14 protein-coding genes are annotated in these 15,680 nt (G+C 67.3%); 2 read left to right on the forward strand and 12 right to left on the reverse strand.

All coding sequences use genetic code 11. From position 1 onward, the window contains the following. Positions 1 to 10: 10 nt before the first annotated feature. The 8 genes from IAG39_RS06295 to IAG39_RS06330 form a co-directional block, all read right to left on the reverse strand. Complete coding sequence (locus IAG39_RS06295; protein WP_118933787.1) at positions 11 to 724, reverse strand: ABC transporter ATP-binding protein; 714 nt, start codon at positions 722 to 724, stop codon at positions 11 to 13. Then, positions 717 to 1,496, reverse strand: coding sequence for an ABC transporter ATP-binding protein (locus IAG39_RS06300; RefSeq protein ID WP_059377849.1), 780 nt, complete (start codon positions 1,494 to 1,496; stop codon positions 717 to 719). The genes IAG39_RS06295 and IAG39_RS06300 overlap by 8 nt, the downstream gene beginning before the upstream one ends. Further along, positions 1,489 to 2,505, reverse strand: a complete 1,017-nt coding sequence (locus IAG39_RS06305) for a branched-chain amino acid ABC transporter permease (RefSeq protein WP_118933786.1) — start codon at positions 2,503 to 2,505, stop codon at positions 1,489 to 1,491. The genes IAG39_RS06300 and IAG39_RS06305 overlap by 8 nt, the downstream gene beginning before the upstream one ends. An 11-nt stretch (positions 2,506 to 2,516) precedes the next feature. Continuing rightward, entirely contained in the window at positions 2,517 to 3,395 is an 879-nt protein-coding gene (locus IAG39_RS06310; protein ID WP_223283499.1) for a branched-chain amino acid ABC transporter permease, read from the reverse strand. Positions 3,396 to 3,421: 26 nt separating this feature from the next. After that, complete coding sequence (locus IAG39_RS06315) at positions 3,422 to 4,327, reverse strand: hypothetical protein (protein ID WP_059377861.1); 906 nt, start codon at positions 4,325 to 4,327, stop codon at positions 3,422 to 3,424. 15 nt (positions 4,328 to 4,342) lie between these two features. Beyond that, a complete protein-coding gene (locus IAG39_RS06320) occupies positions 4,343 to 5,272 on the reverse strand; it encodes a ferritin-like domain-containing protein (protein ID WP_059377863.1) in 930 nt (309 codons plus the stop codon). A gap of 66 nt (positions 5,273 to 5,338) precedes the next feature. After that, positions 5,339 to 6,520: an ABC transporter substrate-binding protein gene (locus tag IAG39_RS06325; RefSeq protein WP_059377866.1), complete on the reverse strand. Its 1,182-nt coding sequence runs from the start codon at positions 6,518 to 6,520 to the stop codon at positions 5,339 to 5,341. Between the two features lie 73 nt (positions 6,521 to 6,593). Then, the gene (locus IAG39_RS06330) at positions 6,594 to 7,439 is read right to left on the reverse strand and encodes a GntR family transcriptional regulator (RefSeq protein WP_059377868.1); all 846 of its coding nucleotides are present in this window, start codon (positions 7,437 to 7,439) and stop codon (positions 6,594 to 6,596) included. Between the two features lie 101 nt (positions 7,440 to 7,540). Between IAG39_RS06330 and IAG39_RS06335 the strand changes: the two genes are divergently transcribed. Both IAG39_RS06335 and IAG39_RS06340 read left to right on the forward strand, forming a co-directional pair. Next, the gene (locus IAG39_RS06335; protein ID WP_118933784.1) at positions 7,541 to 8,830 is read left to right on the forward strand and encodes a hypothetical protein; all 1,290 of its coding nucleotides are present in this window, start codon (positions 7,541 to 7,543) and stop codon (positions 8,828 to 8,830) included. Positions 8,831 to 8,866: 36 nt separating this feature from the next. Then, positions 8,867 to 10,504, forward strand: coding sequence for an acyl-CoA synthetase (locus IAG39_RS06340; protein WP_118933783.1), 1,638 nt, complete (start codon positions 8,867 to 8,869; stop codon positions 10,502 to 10,504). A gap of 22 nt (positions 10,505 to 10,526) precedes the next feature. Here IAG39_RS06340 and IAG39_RS06345 read toward each other — a convergent pair whose 3' ends face one another. The 4 genes from IAG39_RS06345 to IAG39_RS06360 form a co-directional block, all read right to left on the reverse strand. Then, entirely contained in the window at positions 10,527 to 11,918 is a 1,392-nt protein-coding gene (locus tag IAG39_RS06345) for a DUF1501 domain-containing protein (protein WP_118933782.1), read from the reverse strand. Next, on the reverse strand, positions 11,915 to 13,480 hold the full coding sequence (locus IAG39_RS06350) for a DUF1800 family protein (RefSeq protein ID WP_118933797.1): 1,566 nt from the start codon (positions 13,478 to 13,480) through the stop codon (positions 11,915 to 11,917). Before IAG39_RS06350 ends, IAG39_RS06345 begins: the two co-directional genes overlap by 4 nt. A gap of 99 nt (positions 13,481 to 13,579) precedes the next feature. Continuing rightward, positions 13,580 to 14,284, reverse strand: coding sequence for an SDR family oxidoreductase (locus IAG39_RS06355; RefSeq protein ID WP_118933781.1), 705 nt, complete (start codon positions 14,282 to 14,284; stop codon positions 13,580 to 13,582). Positions 14,285 to 14,303: 19 nt separating this feature from the next. Then, a complete protein-coding gene (locus IAG39_RS06360; protein WP_118933780.1) occupies positions 14,304 to 15,638 on the reverse strand; it encodes a PQQ-dependent sugar dehydrogenase in 1,335 nt (444 codons plus the stop codon). Positions 15,639 to 15,680 lie beyond the last annotated feature (42 nt).

Genomic DNA, 15,680 nt, shown 5'->3' on the forward strand with positions numbered 1-15,680 from the left:
CTGTCTCCTGTCAGGCGCCCAGATAGGCAGCCTGTACCCGTGTATCGTCGCGCAGCGCCTGGGCGCTGCCCGAATACGCCACCCGGCCTTCCTGCAGCACGTAGCCGTAGTCCGCGGCGCTCAAGGTCAGCCTGGCGTTCTGTTCGGCGATGAACAGCGTCAGCCCTTCCTGCTTGAGCCGCCGCAGCGACAGGAAGATGTCCTTCACGACCAGGGGCGCCAGGCCCATGGAAGGTTCGTCCAGCATCAGCAGGCGCGGGCTGCTCATCAGGGCCCGGCCGATCGCGACCATCTGCTGCTCGCCGCCGGACAGCGTTCCCGCAGCCTGGCGGGCGCGTTCGGACAGCCGCGGGAACAGGTCCAGGACGAAGTCCAGATTGCGGCGGAATTCCGACTGACGGCGTTGCTTCAGCAGCTTGTAGCCGCCCATTTCCAGGTTTTCGCTGACCGACAGCGGCGCGAACACGCGTCGGCCTTCGGGCACCAGGACGATGCCGCGGTCGACGATGCTGTCCGCCGATAGCGTCTCTATCGCTTCGCCTTCGAAGCGCACACTGCCGCGCAGGGGGCGCAGCAGGCCGCTCAGGCTGCGCATGACGGTGGTCTTGCCGGCGCCGTTGGCGCCGAGCAGGCAGCCTATCTGCCCGGCGGGAATCTCCAGGCTGGTTTCCCGCAAGACGTCGCCGGCGCCATACGAGGCGCACAGGTTGGTGATTTCAAGCATCGGGCATGTCCTCCCCGAGATAGGCCTTCAGGACCAGGGGATCGACGCGCACCGCGTCGGCCTGGCCTTCGGCGATCTTGCGGCCGTAGTTCAGGACCAGGATGTCGTCGCACAGCTGCATGACGAAGCTCATGTTGTGCTCGACCAGCAGCACGGTCACCCCGCTGGCGTTCACTTCGCGTATGACCTGGGCCACCTGCGCCACTTCGGCATGCGGCACGCCCGCGACCGGTTCGTCCAGCAGCAGCAAGGTGGGATCGGCGGCCAGGGCGCGGGCGATTTCCAGGATCTTGGCCTGGCCGAAGCTCAGGTCCGCCGCCAGCACATCGGCGTGGCGGGCCAGATGCAGCTGTTCCAGCCGCTGCATCGCGATGTCGCGCATCTGCCGTTCGTCGCGGCGCTGGCGCGGCGTGCGCAGCATGCAGGCCCACAGGCCGGAGCCGAAGCGCGCATGGCAGCCCACCATGACGTTCTCCAGCACCGTCAAGTCCTTGAAGATCTGCAGGTTCTGGAAGGTGCGGGCGATGCCCAGCCTGACGCGCTGGTGCGGCGGCAGACCCCGCACCGAGCGGCCGCGAAAGCGTACGTCGCCGCTCCCCGGCAGCAGCAGGCCCGCGACGATGTTGAACAAGGTGCTCTTGCCCGCGCCATTGGGGCCGATGAGGCCCTTGATCTGCCCTTGTTTCAGGTCGAAGGACAGGTCGGCAAGCGCGGCCAGCCCGCCGAAATTGATGCCCAGGTCCCGCACCGACAGGAAATCGTGATCAGCCATGGCGCACCTTTCCCTTCGTTGCCGCTACCGGGGCTGCGGGCAGGCTTGCGGAGCGCCGGCACAGCCGCTGCGCCAGTCCTGCCAACCCGCCCGGGAAGAACATCAGGACCAGGATCATGCCCAGCCCGAACAGCAGCAGCTCCACGTCGTGGAAGGCGCGCAGCAGTTCCGGCACCGCGGTGTAGACCAGCGCGCCGAACAGCGGTCCCCAGTACTTGCCCCAGCCTCCGACCGCGACCATGACCAGCAGCAGCACCGACGCGGAGAAACTGAAGGTTTCCGGCGACGCGAACTGGTTGAAGTGGACATAAAACGTGCCCGCCAGGGCCGCGACCGCGGCGCAGAGCACGAATACCACCACCTTGAGCGCATAGGTGTTGATGCCCAGGCTGGCCGCGCCGACCTCGCTGCCGGCCACGCTGATCATGGCGCGGCCGATGCGCGAGCGGGTCAGGTTGAGGAAGCCCCACATCAGCAAGAGGCCCGCGGCCCAGGCCAGATAGAAGAAGCGCCGGTCGGTATCGAAGGCATAGCCCGCGATGGTGATGGGCTCAACCCCCGACAGGCCGTTGGGGCCGCCCGTGAAGTCCACCAGTTCGACGAACAGCACGGACAGGATGGCGTTGAATCCCAGCGTTGCCATTGCCAGGTAGTGCCCCCGCAGCCGCAGCACGGGCAGGGCGATCAACAGCGCCGCCGTGCTTGCGATCGCCAGCGCGGCCGGGATGGAGGCGAGCGCGGGAAGGCCGTACTTGGCCGACAAGGCGCCGCTGACATAGGCGCCCAGGCCGAAGAAGCCGGCCTGGCACATGGAGATTTGTCCGCAGTAGCCCATCAACAGGTTGAGGCTGGCGATCAGCATCAGGTTGATGCTGAACGTCACCGCCAGGCCCACGGCATAGCTGTTCGGCGCCACCAGCGGAAACAGCAGGAACAGGCCCCACAGCGCCAGCAGGATGCGCAGATCGTGGCGCGCGCCGTCCCCGGGCGGATGGATTTCGGATTTCATCGTCACCCCCTTCAGACCTTGTTGATTTCGGCTTTGCCCAGCAAGCCCTGGGGACGGTAGAACAGCACCAGAAGCAGCACGATGAAAGACAGCGCGTCCTTGTACTGCGAGGAAATCAGGCCGCCGCCCAGCGCTTCGATCACGCCCAGCAGCACGCCGCCCAGCAAGGCGCCTTGCAGGCTGCCCAGCCCCCCCAGCATGGCCGCGCTGAAGCCCTTGAAGCCGAGCATGGTGCCGTGGTCATAGGAGGTGAAGGTCAGCGGCGCGATGATCACGCCCGCGATGCCGCCGGCCAGCGCCGCCAGCACGAAGGCTACCGTCACCGAGCGCCGCACGTTGATGCCGACCAGCGCGGCGGCGTCGCGGTCGATGGCGGTTGCGCGCAGGGTCTTGCCCAGCAGGGTGCGTTCGAAGAAGAAATGCGTGCCCAGCATGAAGACCAGCGCCACCCCCATCACCCAGAAACTCTGCGGCGGAATCTGCGCGCCGGCCAGCGGCACCGGCGAGTCGCCCGAGAACGCGGGATAGCCCATCGGCGTCTTGCCCAGCCCCAGCATCACCAGGCTCTTGGTACAGATGGCCAGGCCGATGCTGAGCAGCGTCACCAGCAGGGGCGCGGGCTTTTTCAGCGGATGGATCACCAGGCGTTCGGACAGGCCGCCCGCCAAGGCCACCAGGGCCACGGCTGCCAGACAGGACAGCCAGAGCGGCAGCTCGGCGACCGCGTAACAGGCCGCCGCCACCATGCCGCCCATCATGACCCATTCGCCCTGGGCGAAGTTGATGGCGTCGGTGCTCTTGAAGATGACGTTGAATCCCACCGCCACGATGGCGTAGATGCTGCCGGTGGTGATTCCGGCGACCAGCAGTTGGATGATTTGCGCGGACATGTCCATGGCAAGGCCCCGGCGCCGGCTCAGTTGGGACGGCGCGTGGAAAGCGCGATGCCCGGCAGTTCGACGCCGAACTCGGCCAGGCGCCGCGTCACCGTCTCCAGATACGACCACAGGACCTCGTACTCCCGGTCGGCGGACGCGGCGCCCAGGCCGGCCTCGGCCGTCAGCGCGCTGGCTTGGCTTTCGGGGCCGTCGGGTTCCGCCAGCCAGGGGCAGTGATAGCCACGCAGTTCGATATCGTTCAGATAGCCCGACACGGCCTGGGCCACGGCGGCGCGGTCGGCGTCTGACCAGGCTGCCGCGCGTTCGGCCACATAGAGCCAGCCGAAGGTGGCATGGCGCTCCTTCGCCTGGACGCACTGTTCCAGGATGCGGCGCGCAACCGGTTCCCGGGCATTCTCCAGGTAGGCCCGGAACAGTTCCAGCTCCAAGCCGTCTTCCACCGCGGCGTGCGTGGCGAAGAAGGCGTCGGCGTTGCAGGCGGCATCCAGCACCTGCCGATGCCGGCACTGGTTGAAGATGGCTTCCTGCTGCGGACTGGGCGGGCGGTTCAGGTAGCCGCCCAGTAGCGTGGCGTAGCGGTGGAAGCACTCGATCTGCCAGGCTTCCTCGGTGTTGCGCACGGTGAGGAAGTACTTGGGGTCGGACTCGCGGCCGCTCTCCAGGCACAGGCGCACCAGGAGTGCCGGCGTTTCGCTCAGGCCCGCGTATTCCACCCAGGCGCGGCGGCTCCAGGTCAGGCGGGCCGCGTCGCGAACCCGCGCATCGAGCGCGCCGAGGTCCAGGCTGGCCCAGGGAATATCGGTCTCCGGCGCCCAGCGCTGCTGCTTGCCGGTTTCGTACAGTTCGCGGATCGAGGTAATGGACTGCTTGAGCGTCAGCGGGAAGCGGCGCTCAACGGGAATTCTGGTCGTAGCTGCGTTCATGACGGGTCCTCGGATTCAGAATTCGCCGATCTTCGGGTGGTGCAGCAGGGGCAGGTGCACGCCCCAGGGCTCCATCTGGCGGCGCACGCGCTGCACCGTTTCAACGAACAGGGGTTTTTCCAGTTCTTCGACCGTGGAGCCGAGGCCGGCTTCCCAGGTGAGCCGGTCCACTTCCATCTCGGCGCGGGAGGCCGGGTTGTCGGGCGCCAGCCAGGCGCTGTGATAGCCGTTGAGCTCGACCTTTTCCATCATGTTGATCACCGCGTTTTCCACCACCTTGATTTCGGCGGCGGACATCTGCGGAATGCGGTGGTCGAGAAAGCGCCAGCCGAACGCGCAGTGCCGCACCTCGTCGCGCATGATGCGGGCGCAGATCTGCTTGGCGACGGGGTCGCGGGTGATCTCGACCAGGTGGCGGAAGACGTCGAACGCGATTTCCTCGGCGGCGCAGACCAGCGCGGCAAGGATCGCCTCGACCGACACTTCGGGGTCCAGCGCCATCTTGCGCACGCCATGAGTGGCGACGGACCCTTGGTATGCGGCTTGGGCAGGCTGCTCCATGTAGCCGCCCAGCGCTTCGGCCATGCGGTAGCAGGCTTCGGCGTGGCGGCTTTCCTCTTGCGAGCGGATGGTGAAGAACAGCCGCAGGTCGGGTTCGCACTTGTCGTGGCAGAAGCGGATCTGCAGGGCCGGGCTTTCCGAGATGGCGCCGTATTCGCTCCAGGCGCGGCGGCTCCAGTACTGGCGGGCCGCGTAGCGTTGCTCGGGCGTGTACTGCGTAGCGTCGAACAGATGCCAGTCGATGTCGGTGCGCGGGTCCCACTGCTTGACCGTTGCCAGGTGGTAGAGGTCGCGGATCTTGGGGATCCGGGTGTCCAGATCCAGCGGAAAGATGCTCTCTGGATCGTCGAGGATCGTACGCGGCTCGGCGCTTGCTACGTTCATGACTGCACTCCCTGGTTTGCAGCGCTCGCGGCGCGCGTGAGTGGAGGTTGCGGAGATGGAACTGCTTTACTTGTAGTCGGCCAGCCGGAACTGCCCGTCCCGGTAGCCGAGCATGACGATGTCGTCCTTATCCAGGCCCGAGTGGCGCTGGGGCGAGAAATTGAAGACCCCGCCCACGCCCTGGTAGCCGGTGATGGCGGTCAGCTGTTCGCGGGTCTTTTCCTTGTCGCCGCCGCTCTTGTCCAGGGCGGCGCGCGCCAGCATGATGGCGTCGTAGGTCTGGGCCACGAACTGGTTGGGCTTGCGCTTGTAGCGGGCCTCGAAGCGCTTGCTGAGATCCATGATGCGCGTCTTGATCGGATCGGCGTCGGGCAGGTCCTGGCCCACCGGGAACTTGACGCTGACCAGCAGCAGGTCCTTGACCGAGTCGCCGGCCAGCTTCATGTAGCGCTGGTCGACGAAGCCGTAGCTGTGCACCAGCGTGAGCTTGTCCAGGCCCAGCTGCTGCGCCTGCTTGATGAACACCACGCCAGCCGGGGTGACGGTCCAGCAGATGATGGCCTGCACCGATGCATTCTTGATGCGCGTGAGCTGCGGGGTCAGGTCGGTGTCGGCGGGGTTGAAGGATTCATACGTGATGTCGATGCCGCGCTTGGCGGCAAGCCGCTTCATCTGTTCGACGGCGCTCTGGCCGAAGCCGCTGTTGTCGGCCAGCAGGGCGGCGCGCTTGATGCCCTTTTTGTCGAAGTAGTCCAGCACCCGGTCGATGACCTGGTCGTCGTCCACGGTGCTCTTGAACACATACTTGCGTTCCGCCACCGGCATCACGATCTGCATCGAGCCTTCGGTGGAGATGAAGGGCGTGGCGGCCTTGTCCACCATCGGCACCATGGCCATGGCGATGCCGCTCATGTTGCCGCCGCCGACGATGATGTCCACCTTGTCCTGGGACAGCAGCCGCTTGGTGGCGTTGATGGCCTTGGCGGTCTGGCTTTCGGCGTCGTAGAACACCCATTCGACCTTCTTGCCGCCGATGCCGCCGGCGGCGTTGATATCGTCGATGGCCATTTCCATGCCGGCCTTCATGTCTTCGCCCAAAAAGGCGGCGGGACCGGTCACGGACAGGATGGATCCTATCCGCACCGTATCCTGCGCGCTGGCGGCGTGCATGCCCAGCATCAGCGCGGCGGCCGGCAGCGCAATGGCCGCGCGGCGCGAGAACTCCAGAAACGTCTTAATGCAAGTCATGGTGCTACTCCTGTGCCTGATGCGGGATTAGAGGGGTGCAGCAACTTCCACGAACAGCGAAAACGTCGGCGGTCTAGTTCTCCGTCGCGCCGGGTGGATTGCGGAACTCGAGCGAGTCCGACACCTGGTCCGTCTTGCCTGCGCCGTTCAGCAGCGGCACGCGCACCGAGTACCGGACCTGGTCCGCGCGGTAATGCGACAGGCCGGACATGACCGGCCGGTCCTGTTTATCGAAATACACCAGGTGCCGCGTCAGGACCGGATCGCCGGGCAAGAGACTGAGGTAATCGGCATGTTCGGCCTGCACCGCGCCGCCCTCGATCTTGAGGTTGCCGTAGGCCAGTTCGACCTGACGGCCGATCAGCTCCAGCAGGGAGCCGGCTTCGGCCTGGCGGGCGTCAATGTGCGGGATGCGATCGGTGCGCACATAGCGGTAGTCGATCGAGATCGGCACCTGTTGGACCGTGCGCAGGCGCAGGATGCTCCAGACCGGCGTGCCGGGCGCCACGTCCAGTTCGCGCGCTACGGCGGCCGAGGCAGGTTCCTGCGCGCAATGCAGCACCCGCAGGCTGAGGGGGCGGCCATGGGCGGACCATTGGTCGATGAAATCCATGGCCGGGCTGAACTGCTCGTCGATCTTGGGGGCGCAGACAAAGGTGCCGGAGCCGCGCACCCGCCGCAGATAGCCTTCGTCCACCAGTTCCTGGATCGCCTGGCGCACCGTCATGCGGCTGACGTTGAATTGTTCGCTCAGTTCGTGATCGGTGTGGAAGCGGTCGCTTTCCTGCTGCCAGTTCAGGATCATCATCAGCACGCGCCGCTTGATCTGCACATAGAGCGGCAGAGGGGAGTCGCGGTCCAGCGCCACGGGGCTGCTGGAGACGGGGGACTCGCTGCGGACGTTCGTAAGAGTGGACATGACAGCTGGTTTCCGGAATATGTATATAGGATTTGTATATTTGTCTAGTTAACTAGACTTTATGATATATTGATTTCGAAAGTCAAGTACGGATTAGCGATATGAATATTTCTACGCTCGACCTTGCGCTGGCGCTTGCGCCGCATAGCCTGGATGCCGTTCTGTCCTTTGATCAGCCCGCCTCGCTGGACCGGGCGGACGTGCTCATATGGAATCCCGCCGGCCTGTACCCCGTGCTGGAGGCGGCCTGCGAACGCGCCGATCCGCCGGTGCTGGGCGTGGGCGCGTCGGAATGGCTGCTGGCTACCAGCCGCCACTGGCGCGAGCAATTCAAGCGCCTGCTGGCCGCGGGCGGCACGCTGGCGGTGCTGGTGCCCGCGCCGCGCACGGTGGGCGTGCACACCTTGCAGGACATCCTTCCCTACGACTGGTCCGATCCGCTCTGGCCGCGGACGGTGCGCAGCCAGCCGATAGATGGCGATGCGCTGCCGCGCCAGGCGGGCGAGCCTTTCCGCACGCTCTTCACCGAAGCCGCGCGCTGTTTCCAGCCCTGCGCGACACTGGCCGAGGCGCCGGGCGCAAGCATCCTCGAGGATGGCCAGGGCATGACGCTGGCGAGCTATGCCAGCGAACCGCCGGGCCGCCTGCTGCTGCTCCCGGCGCTGGCCTCCGATCTGGCGCAGGACGAGGCCGGCTCGGCGCTGTTCCTGCAGGAGTTGCGCCGCTGCATCGAACGCCTGGGCCAGCGCAGCGGCGTGCGTCTGGCGGGGTGGCTGGACCTGCAGCGCGGCCCGGCAGACGAGCAATTGCACGCCCGCCGCGCGCAATGCCTGCGCGAGCGCCATGCGCTCGACCTGGAATTGCAGGAACTGGACCGCGCCATGGCCGAACGGGACTTCTTCAAGCAGCTGCTTGCCGGCGAAGGCCTGGGAGCGGGGCTGGCGGCCGCGGAAGTCTTCCGCCGCAAGAGCGCGCCAGTGCATGCGGACTGGGTAGAGAAAGACCTGCACATCGTCGAACTCGATCAGCGCAACCTGCTGCTCAAAGTGCGCCTGGCGGACGAGCCGCTGGACGCCGCGGCGCTGCGCCGGCTGGAAGACGCCCGCGTGCGGGTGGCGGATTACTTTTCCCGGCCCACGTCCATCCTGGTCGCGGACTGCGCCGACAACGCCTTGCCGCCGTCCGCGCGCGCGCCGCGCCGGCATGCCGTGCTGGAGGGCCTGGACGATGCCTATGTGCTGAACGGGCTGCACCTGTATGGCTGGCATCTGGAAACTTCCGGCGACAGTCCCGACCGCCTGCTGCAGCGCTTGATGCAGGCGGACGCGGACCTGAGCGATTCCCTGCTGCGCGCGACGCTGCGCGGCCTGACCCCGCTAGCCGACGCCTGAAGGGCGCGGTGAGCGTTTCGCTTCTGTGAGACTCCGATGCCCGCCGACACCCACGACCATCATGCGCAGGATATCGAACGCAACAGCGCCAACCATCTGGCGCTTTCGCCGCTGACCTTCATCGAGCGCGCGGCGAAGGTCTATCCGGAACGCACCGCCATCGTCCACGGCGCGCTGCGCCGGAGCTGGCGCGAAACCTATGCGCGCTGCCGCCGCCTGGCCAGCGGGCTGGCGCGCCTGGGCGTGCGGCCCGGCGATACGGTGGCCGTGATGGCGCCCAACATCCCGGCGCTGTACGAGGCCCATTTCGGCGTCGCCATGGCGGGCGCGGTGCTCAACGCCCTGAACACCCGGCTGGACGCGGAGACGCTGTCCTTCATCCTGGAGCATGGCGCGGCGGCGGTGCTGCTGACGGACCGCGAGTACGCGCCCGTCATGGCGCAGGCGCTGGCCAAGACCCGCAGGCGGATCCGCGTGGTGGATATCGACGATCCCGAATACGGCGGGCCGGGCGAGCCGATCGGCGAAATGAACTACGAAGCGCTGCTGGAGATGGGCGACGCGGCGGCCGAATTTGCGTGGCCGGAGGACGAATGGCAATCGCTGTGCCTGAACTACACCTCCGGCACCACTGGCAGCCCCAAGGGCGTGCTGTACCACCATCGCGGCGCCTATCTGAATGCGATGGGCAACGCCTTGGCCTGCGATATGCGCCAGCATGCCGTGTACCTCTGGACCCTGCCGATGTTCCACTGCAACGGCTGGAGCTTTCCCTGGACCATCGCGCTGCTGGCGGGAACCAATGTCTGCCTGCGGCGGGTCGAGGCCGGCGCCATCTTCGACGCCATCCAGGCGCATGGGGTCGATTATTTCTGCGCCGCGCCGGTGGTGCTGGGCATGCTCATCAACAGCCCGCCCGAAATCAAGCGGCGCGCGATCCGGCCGGTGCAGGTGCTCACCGGCGGCTCTCCGCCTCCGGCCGCCGTCATCGCGGCGATGGACGAACTGGGCATAGACGTCACGCACCTGTACGGCCTCACGGAGAGCTACGGTCCGTCGATCAGTTGCGCCTGGCATGAAGCCTGGAGCGACCTGCCGCTGGATGAACAGGCGGCGCTCAAGGCCCGCATCGGCGTGCGCAAGCACACGATGGAACAGGTCCGCGTGCTGGATCCCGCCACGATGGAACCGGTGCCGCCGGACGGCGTTACCGTGGGCGAGATCATGATGCGCGGCAATACGCTCATGAAGGGCTATCTGAAGAATCCGCAGGCCACGGCCGAGGCCTTCGCGGGAGGCTGGTTTCACACCGGCGATCTGGGCGTGGTGCACCCCGACGGCTACATGCAGATCAAGGACCGCGCCAAGGACATCGTGATATCAGGCGGCGAGAACATATCGACCGTCGAGGTCGAGGATGCGTTGTACGCGCATCCCGCCGTACTGGAAGCCGCCGTGGTGGCGCGGCCGGATGCCAAGTGGGGCGAGACGCCTTGCGCCTTCGTCACGCTGAAGGAGGGCGGCGCCGCGACGGCGGAGGAGCTGGCCAGCTTCTGCCGGGGCCGCCTGGCCGGCTTCAAGGTGCCGCGCACTTTCGTGTTCGGGCCGTTGCCCAAGACCGCCACGGGCAAGATCCAGAAGTATCTGCTGCGCGAACAGGCGCGACAGCTGTGAATTCGTCGCCGCCGGCGCGGCTTTACGCGCGCTGCAGCAAATCCAGCGCATGCGCATCAAAGCGCCGCAGGTTCGGGAACACCAGCCCCAGGTCCTCGCGGCTGGCGCCGAACCAGCCGCCCAGTGACGCGCCGAGCTGATCCACGGCCAGGGTCGGCAAGAGGCGGCCGTTGTCGACGAAGCCGGGGCCGTCCAGGGCGATTTCGGGGTGGTTGCCGTAGTAGCGTCCGCCCTTGACCGCCCCGCCCAGCACGAAGTGGTGCGAGCCCCAGCCATGGTCGGAGCCGTTGCCGTTGGAACCCAGGGTGCGGCCGAACTCGGAGGCGGTGAAGGTGGTCACCTGGTCCGCCACTCCTATCGCGGACAAGGCCTGCTGGAACGCGGCCAGTGCCTGGCCCAGTTCCTTCAGCAACGCCGGGTGGGTGTCGTTCAGGCCGGAGTGGTTGTCGTAGCCATTTTGCGAGACGAAGAAAACCTGGCGGCGCGCGCCCAGCGCCTGCCTGGCCGCGATGATGCGGGCGACGATCTTCAGCTGTTGCGCCAGGGGCGACGAGAAGTCGCCCGGCACGGCCACGTCCGCGAGCGCTGCGCGCAGGCGGCCGTCGGCGTCGATCGACTGGGCGGCGATGCGCGACATCTCGCGCTCCATCAGGTGTTCGCGCGGCTGCGTGATCAGCTGGCGCAGCAAGGCCGTGCAGGCGCTGGATCCATACATGTCGCGGCCCAGCAGGTCTATCTGCGTGGAGCCGTGGATGCCTACGCGGTATCCGGCGATCTTGCGTCCGGCCAGCAGCACGCTGCTGCCGCCCGCGGTGATGCCCGTGAAGGTGCGCTGCGCGTTGGCGTCGGCGAACAGATCGGTCAGTCTTCCGGCCCAGCCCGACGCCGCGCCTTCCGGCGCCAGCGCCTGCCAGTACGACTGCTGGTCGTTGTGCGAGAACAGCTTGGGCGGCAGGGGGACACGCGCGCCTATGTATTCCTGCTTGGATGTGGGTACAACCAGCGGGCCTATGTTCAGCAGCACCGCCATGTCGCCGCTTTCATACAAGGGCTTGAGCGGCGCCAGCGATGGCGCCAGCGCGAACTGGGCGCCGCCGGGCGCGGGCTCCTTGCCGCGCAGCGCCGTGGCCTGCAGGGTGTTGCGCGGCAAGGCGATGTCGGTGCGCGCCTGGGCGTAGGCCTTGTAGGCGGCCGTGTCATAGGGCACCAGCGAGTTGTAGGGGTCGTTGCCGCCGTACAGGAACACGCAGACCAGCGCCTTGTACGAGGAGGCCGGCGCCGATTGCGCCGCGGCCGCGCCCAGGGCCGCCAGGTTCAGCGCCAGCGGCGCGGCGGCGCCCGTGGCGCCCAGCGCGCAGGCGCGCAGCAGGAATTCGCGGCGGCTGGTTTGCGCGTCGTGGCGGGAATTCTTCATTTCTGCACCAGGTATTCGGGGCTGGCGGCCACCAGCATGATGGCGGCGCGCACGCGGTCGCGCGGCCGGCCCGCGGGTATCGTGGCCACGGCGCGCGCGATGCTGCCGGCGGTCTCGGCGGAATAGGCATCGCCCGCCAGCAGCAGCGCCACCCGCGCCACCAGGGCGGCCGGATCCTGCGCCAGCGCGATCTCGGCGGCGTAGGGCGTCTGCAGATCCTCCCAGCCCCGGTCCACATAGATGGCCAGGAAATTCAGGTAGCCGGCAATGCTGGTTTCGTCGGTGATCTGCAGTTCCGGCGCGACCAGATGCCGGCGCGCCAGCTCGGTCACCGGCGGCACGTAGCGCGGGCGGAAGAAATTGAAGACGCTGGCCGACCGCATCGGGCTCTGGGCCAGCCGGATCGTGTTGTCGGTGGTGTCCGGCATGGCCCAGGCGCCGTTGTTGGAGGTGGCGCCGAAGGCGCGCGCCCAGGCCGCGAAGCGCACGATGGGCTCGCGCACCTTGCCCCAGCCGGGCGCGGCCAGGTCCGGATTGCGCGCCTCGGGGTCCAGCAGGACGGCGCGCACCACGGCTTTCAGGTTGCCGCGCGTGCCGCTGCCGTCGTCGTCGAAGGCGGCCGACACGCGCGCGACATAGGCGCGGCTGGGATTGCTGGTGACCAGCCGCTGGATCAACTGCGTGCCGATGAAGGGCCCCACGTTGGGATGGGCGCAGATCACCTCCATGGCGCGCTTGAGCGACAGGTGGCCGTCGGTCCCCGCCGGCACCACCGCGCCCAGAAAGCGCTTTTCAGCCAGCGAGTGCAGCGCGTTGTTCAGGGCCATGGGGCGCCGGTGGAATTCGACGTCGGTTTCCGGGCCGTTGATGTCCCAGCCGGTGAACACCTTGGCCAGTCCCTGCACGTCGGCGTTGGTGTAGGTCTCGACGGGTGCGCCGTTGACCATCCGGACGGACCCGTCCGCCTCCAGCTCCAACAGGCCGATGCTGAACAACTGCATGACCTCGCGGGCGTAGTTCTCGTCCGGATGACGGCCGGTCTTGGGATCTTCCTTGCGGTTGCCGCGATAGGTCAGCATGCAGCCCATCGACAGGTTTTGGGTGACGGCCGTCAGCAGCTGCCGGTAATTGCCCAGGGCATGTTCCGCCAGCAGGTCCATGAAACCCGCGGCGCCGAACAGCGGCCAGGACGCGGTGATGGACGATACGCCCACCACGAAGATCTCCGACAGCGCGAACGCCACCCGCGTGCGGACCTGATCCGGGGCGGAGATGAACTTGCGCCACAGCGTGGATTCCAGCGGCGCGTTGATGCCGTTGCCCTTGAATTCCTCGGTGTTCTTGCGCTGCTGCAGCAGCCAGTCGAAATGGGTCTGCGACGGCGGCATGGCCAGCTGCGCGTCCAGCCAGGCCGCGTAGCCGTCGCGCACCACGGCGTCGATGTCGGCGGGCGTGGGGCCGAACGTGGCCTGCGCCAGGAAACGGGAAGCCTGGCCCGGGGTCGGTTTTGCAGGGGAAGTATCGGCGGACTGCGGCGCAGCCGCTGACGGCGTAGCGGACATGCGCGGCACCTCGTCGAATGCGAAAACCTACGGTACTGAAGCCCCGGGCGGGCTTCAATACCGTCATTCGGACGAGAGACTAGTCCTAAAGCATGAGCTTCAGACCGAGCGCGTGATGCCGCCGTCGATGCGGATGTTCTGGCCGGTGATGTAGGAAGAAGCGTCGGAAGCGAGGAACGCGATCAGGTCGGCGACTTCTTCGGCGGTGCCGTAGCGGCCCATCGGAATGCGCGTGCGGCGGTCTTCCTTTTCCGGCAGGCTGTCGATGAAGCCGGGCAGCACGTTGTTCATCCGCACATTGTGTGCGGCGTACTCGTCGGCGAACACCTTGGTGAAGGCGGCCAGCCCGGCGCGGAACACGCCCGACGTCGGGAACAGCGCTTCCGGTTCGAAGGTGGCGTAGGTCGAAATATTGACGATGGCGCCGGACTTCTGCTGTTTCATCACCGGCGCGACCAGGCGCGCGATGCGCACCACGTTCAGCAGATAGAACTCCATGCCCAGGTGCCAGTCCTCGTCGCTGATCTCCAGCAGCGGACCCTTGGGGCCGTGGCCGGCGCTGTTGACCACGGCATCGATCCTGCCCCATTTCTGCTGGGTGGCGTCCACCAGCCGCGCCAGGTCCTCGGGCGAGCGGTTGGACCCCGTGACGCCCAGGCCGCCCAGTTCCTGCGCCAGGGCTGCGCCCTTGCCGGAGGAGGACAGGATGGCCACGCGCCAGCCGTCGGCCGCCAGTTTGCGCGCCGCCGCCGCGCCCATGCCGCTGCCGCCGGCGGTGACGATCGCCACTTTTTCCGTGCTCATGCTCACTCCTGGTCTTGAATTATTTGGGAGCGGCCATTGTAGAAGCGGGAGCGACCCGCCACACCACATTGCCGACGTCGTCGGCGGTCAGCAGGCCGCCCTGGCGGTCTATCGCCACCCCTACCGGCCGGCCCTGGGCTTCGCCGCTTTCGTTCAGAAAGCCCGTCAGCACGTCGCGCGCCGGCCCGTCGGGCTTGCCGTCGCGAAAGGGCACGAAGATGACCTTGTAGCCGCTGCGCGGATCGCGGTTCCATGAGCCGTGCTGGCCCACGAACATGCCGTCCGTGTAGGGCGCGGGCAGGCGCGACCCGCCCGACCAGGCCAGCCCCAGCGAGGCGGTGTGCGGACCCAGCGCGTAGTCGGGCACGATGGCGCGCGCCACCAGGTCGGGGCGCGGCGGCTGGACCCGGGTGTCGACGTGCTGGCCGAAATAGCTGTAGGGCCAGCCGTAGAAGCCGCCGTCCCGCACCGAGGTCATGTAGTCGGGCACCAGGTCGCTGCCCAGTTCGTCGCGCTCGTTGACGGCCGTCCACAGCGTCTTGCCGTCGGGCGCCCAGGCCATGCCCACGGGGTTGCGCAGACCGGTGGCGTACAGGCGCTTGTTGCCGCTGGCCACGTCGATTTCCCAGATGGCGGCGCGGCCCTCTTCGATGTCCATGCCGTTTTCGCCAACATTGCTGTTGGATCCCACGGACACATACAGTTTGCGGCCGTCGGGGCTGGCCAGCAGGTTCTTGGTCCAGTGATGATTCAGGCCCGCCGGCAGGTCGGTGACCTTGACGCCGGGGGCGCTGATGCGTTCTTGGCCGTTTTCGTAGGGAAAGCGCAGCACGGCGTCGGCATTGGCGACATACAGCTGGTTGCCGATCAAGGCCATGCCGAAGGGCGAGTTCAGGCCGTCGAGCAAGACGCTGCGCGTTTCGGCGACGCCATCGTGGTCGGCATCGCGCAGCAGGGTGATGCGGTTTGCGCTCGGGGTCCGGGCGCCGGCGCGTTTCATCACCAGGCCGGCGACCCAGGCCTTGAAGCCGCCGGAAGCCGATTCGGGCTTGGGCGGCGCATTGGTCTCGGCCACCAGCACGTCGCCGTTGGGCAGCACGTACAGCCAGCGTGGATGGTCCAGGCCGCTGGCGAACTGCGTCACCGCCAGGCCGCTGGCGGCCACCGGATGCGCACCCGGGGGCCAGCCGACGGCCTTGGCGGTCTTCACGGTGGGGATGGCGGTGGGATTGGGGGCGGGCAGCTGGGGCGACGGACCCATGCCGGCTTCGACCGGCAGCGTGGCCATTTCGCCGCAGGCGTTGAGCGTGGCGGCGGCCATCACGGCGGCCAGCAGGATGCGGGGTGTAGGCATGACGCATGTTCCGGGGGCGGTGAGGTCCATCATACGCTTGGA

The organism is Achromobacter xylosoxidans, from assembly GCF_014490035.1.
In the GTDB taxonomy this organism is placed as follows: domain Bacteria; phylum Pseudomonadota; class Gammaproteobacteria; order Burkholderiales; family Burkholderiaceae_B; genus Achromobacter; species Achromobacter bronchisepticus_A.

Coding starts and splice junctions, on each gene's coding strand:
- IAG39_RS06310 (WP_223283499.1), bottom strand. CDS start 3,395: ATGTCCGCGCAAATCATCCAACTGCTGGTCGCCGGAATCACCACCGGC.
- IAG39_RS06350 (WP_118933797.1), bottom strand. CDS start 13,480: ATGTCCGCTACGCCGTCAGCGGCTGCGCCGCAGTCCGCCGATACTTCC.
- IAG39_RS06295 (WP_118933787.1), bottom strand. CDS start 724: ATGCTTGAAATCACCAACCTGTGCGCCTCGTATGGCGCCGGCGACGTC.
- IAG39_RS06315 (WP_059377861.1), bottom strand. CDS start 4,327: ATGAACGCAGCTACGACCAGAATTCCCGTTGAGCGCCGCTTCCCGCTG.
- IAG39_RS06335 (WP_118933784.1), top strand. CDS start 7,541: ATGAATATTTCTACGCTCGACCTTGCGCTGGCGCTTGCGCCGCATAGC.
- IAG39_RS06340 (WP_118933783.1), top strand. CDS start 8,867: ATGCCCGCCGACACCCACGACCATCATGCGCAGGATATCGAACGCAAC.
- IAG39_RS06300 (WP_059377849.1), bottom strand. CDS start 1,496: ATGGCTGATCACGATTTCCTGTCGGTGCGGGACCTGGGCATCAATTTC.
- IAG39_RS06345 (WP_118933782.1), bottom strand. CDS start 11,918: ATGAAGAATTCCCGCCACGACGCGCAAACCAGCCGCCGCGAATTCCTG.
- IAG39_RS06330 (WP_059377868.1), bottom strand. CDS start 7,439: ATGTCCACTCTTACGAACGTCCGCAGCGAGTCCCCCGTCTCCAGCAGC.
- IAG39_RS06320 (WP_059377863.1), bottom strand. CDS start 5,272: ATGAACGTAGCAAGCGCCGAGCCGCGTACGATCCTCGACGATCCAGAG.
- IAG39_RS06325 (WP_059377866.1), bottom strand. CDS start 6,520: ATGACTTGCATTAAGACGTTTCTGGAGTTCTCGCGCCGCGCGGCCATT.
- IAG39_RS06355 (WP_118933781.1), bottom strand. CDS start 14,284: ATGAGCACGGAAAAAGTGGCGATCGTCACCGCCGGCGGCAGCGGCATG.
- IAG39_RS06360 (WP_118933780.1), bottom strand. CDS start 15,638: ATGCCTACACCCCGCATCCTGCTGGCCGCCGTGATGGCCGCCGCCACG.
- IAG39_RS06305 (WP_118933786.1), bottom strand. CDS start 2,505: ATGAAATCCGAAATCCATCCGCCCGGGGACGGCGCGCGCCACGATCTG.